General features: G+C 58.7%; 2 rRNA genes. Both read right to left on the reverse strand.

Annotated features, from left to right (window positions below):
* Nucleotides 1-112: 112 nt before the first annotated feature.
* A 5S ribosomal RNA gene (gene rrf / locus ACQUQ1_RS21835) occupies nt 113-234 on the reverse strand.
* 117 nt (nt 235-351) lie between these two features.
* A 23S ribosomal RNA gene (locus tag ACQUQ1_RS21840) occupies nt 352-3,270 on the reverse strand.

The following is a 3,270-nucleotide window of genomic DNA, read 5'->3' on the forward strand; positions in this document are numbered from 1 at the left end:
CCGCCGCTGTCGGGCGGTGTTCGTGGGCGACGCGCGACTGCGTCGCCCTGTGTATATGAAAACAGCCCACCGGCGTGGAGCCGGTGGGCTGAGAGTGTGTGTGTGTATGAGTGGTGGGCGGCGAACCGGTGTTTCCAGAGGCTCGCGCACTCCAGGACTTGCCGGAACGCTGGCGGGCTTAACTGCCGTGTTCGGGATGGGTACGGGTGGTGCCCCGCCGCTGTGGCCGCCCTAATACCGACCATCGGGAACGATCCGATGTCACGCCTACGTCGGGTGGTCTCGCGACCGATATGTACGTGCAATCCAGGTAACACCTGAACCCGATTCATAGGGCATCGGGTTCCAGCATATGAGTGTGGCTCGATTTGTTAGTGCTCGCGGGCTGAACGTCTCGTTGCCTCGACGCGTACACCCCGAGTCTATCGAACTCGTCTTCTACGAGTAATCTCGGCGGTACTTCTTTTCCAGGTGGGTTTCGAGCTTAGATGCGTTCAGCTCTTACCCCGTGTCGCGTAGCTTCTCGGCAGCTGCCCTCTCGGACAACCGATACACCAGTGGCGACCAGTCGTAGTTCCTCTCGTACTATACGACCGTTCCCGTCAAGTACCGTAACACCCCCAATAGATAGCAGCCGACCTGTCTCACGACGGTCTAAACCCAGCTCACGACCTCCTTTAATAGGCGAACAACCTCACCCTTGCCCGCTTCTGCACGGGCAGGATGGAGGGAACCGACATCGAGGTAGCAAGCCACGCGGTCGATATGTGCTCTTGCGCGTGACGACTCTGTTATCCCTAAGGTAGCTTTTCTGTCGTAAACCCGGGCCATTGAGGCCCGTGGTCCGTTCGCTAGACCACGCTTTCGCGTCAGCGTCGCTCGCTTGGAACGACACTGTCAGACTTCCTTGTGCTCTTGCGCTCTTCCGCGGGTTCCTGTCCCGCGTGAGGAAATCTTGGGGCGCGCTCGATATCTTTTCGAGCGCGTACCGCCCCAGTCAAACTGCCCGGCTACCGGTGTCCTCCTCCCGGAGTGAGAGTCGCAGCCACTGACGGGTAGTATTTCAGTGCTGTCTGGGCGACCCGCTGGCGCGGGCACCTCTGTAGCGACTCCTACCTATCCTGCACGTCAGCGGCCACGTCTCAGCGACAGCCTGCAGTAAAGCTCTATAGGGTCTTCGCTTCCCCTTGGGGGTCTCCAGACTCCGCACTGGAACGTACAGTTCACCGGGCCCAACGTTGGGACAGTGTGGCTCTCGTTGATCCATTCATGCGAGTCGCTACTGAAGCGACAAGGTACTACGCTACCTTAAGAGGGTCATAGTTACCCCCGCCGTTGACAGGTCCTTCGTCCTCTTGTACGAGGTGTTCAGATACCTGCACTGGGCAGGATTCAGTGACCGTACGAGTCCTTGCGGATTTGCGGTCACCTGTGTTGTTACTAGACAGTCGGAGCCACCGAGTCACTGCGACCTGCCCCGTCGAGGGCAGGCATCCCTTATTGCGAACGTACGGGACTAACTTGCCGAATTCCCTAACGTCGGTTGCTCCCGTCGGCCTTGGCTTGCGCTGCCAGGGTACCTGTGTCGGATCTCGATACGAGTACCACGCTCGTCTTTTCACGGACCCCTGCTAACGTCTACTTTCGCTGTCTCAGGCTTCTCTCGCTTCGTGCCGTTACGGCTTCCACGGGATTCCCTGATTCGGCCGGGCGAGTGCCCGGCTAGACGGTTGCGGAGGTGTCGACTTTGAGCGCGTGGTAGCACTGGAATATTAACCAGTTGCCCGTTCGTCCGGGTCGAATTGCGGCCGGACTTAGGATCGGCTAACCCTCGGCTGATCAGCAGTGCCGAGGAACTCTTACCCTTCAGGCCTTCGGGGTTCGCACCCGAATATCGCTGCTACTGTGACCAGGATTGTCGTTACTGCGCGGTCCACGCGAGTTCTCACCCGTGCTTCCATCCGCACAGTACGCCGACCTACACGATCCCCCCGGTCAGGGGGGCGGCTAGGTATCAGAGGTGGATTTGAGTCCCGTTCATTTTGGGCGCCTCGAACCTCGGCCGGTAAGCTGTTACGCTTTTCTTAGCGGGTAGCTGCTTCTAAGCTCACCTCCCGGCTGTTTAGGGCTCGAGACTACCTTCAGAGGATTACACTTAATCCACACTTTGGGTCATTAACCTAGCTCTGGGTTGTTCCCCTCACGGTGCCCAAGCTTACCCCGGGACACCGGACTCCCTCCGTCGACGGCGTTCGCACGTTCGGAGTTCGACAGGGAGGCCGACTCCTCTCGGAGGCGGGTCTCCCAATCGGTGGCTCTACCGCGCGAACTACCTCGGGAGAGGTCATGCTTCGACATGTTTCGGTCGGAACCAGCTGTTGCCGAGTTCGATGGGCCTTTCACCCCTACTCCAAGGTCACGCGAGGGTATTGTAGGACACCAACGCTAACAGGCCTCCACGTGCCTTTCGGCACGCTTCACCTTGCCTCGGAGTAGATCACTCGGTTTCGGGTCGTACCGCTTCGACTCCCCGCGCTTGAACACGGCGGGCCTCACACATAGTGCTGCGCCCATGTCGGTTTCCCTATGCCTTCCGCGATGAACGCGTTAGACTCGCCAAAGCAGTACACTCCCTGGTTCGTTTTTCAAAACGCACGACGCGACATCGGCTCCTCACTCGTCTTACTGGAGACTCGCGTCTCGGTCATTCTGAGTGAGGCCTTTTATGCCCCGTCGCTCGATCGCCAGCTGATTTCAGGCCCTGTTGCACCGCCCTTCTCGGGGTGCTTTTCAGCGTTCGCTCACGCTACTTGTTCGCTATCGGTCTCGAGGAGTGTTTAGCTTTCTCAGTCGATGCCTGAGATGTTCACGAGGGATATCCAACCCCCGCTACTCTGGGAACTGATCCGCAGGCCGCGTTCGTGATACGGGACTGTCGCCCTGTATCGTGCTCCGTTCCAGGAGACTTCTCACGAACCCGAACTGCTTGGTATCAGCCCGAACACCACATTGCCCGTGAGGGCTTCGGTTTGGACTGCGTCGCGTTCACTCGCCGTTAGTAACGACATCTCGGATTGATTTCTCTTCCTGCTCCTACTGAGATGTTTCAATTCGGAGCGTTCCCCATTGCGCAAGGCAATTGTAGAGGGATTCCCATTCGGAGATCCGTAGTTCTTCGCCTCCATGCGGCTCCCTACGGCTTATCGCAGCTTGGCACGTCCGTCGTCGGCTCTCGAGCCGAGCCATTCACCAGCTGGCACAGTAGCCAAT

It is taken from the genome of Halobaculum sp. EA56 (assembly GCF_051195075.1).
In the GTDB taxonomy this organism is placed as follows: Archaea; Halobacteriota; Halobacteria; order Halobacteriales; family Haloferacaceae; genus Halobaculum.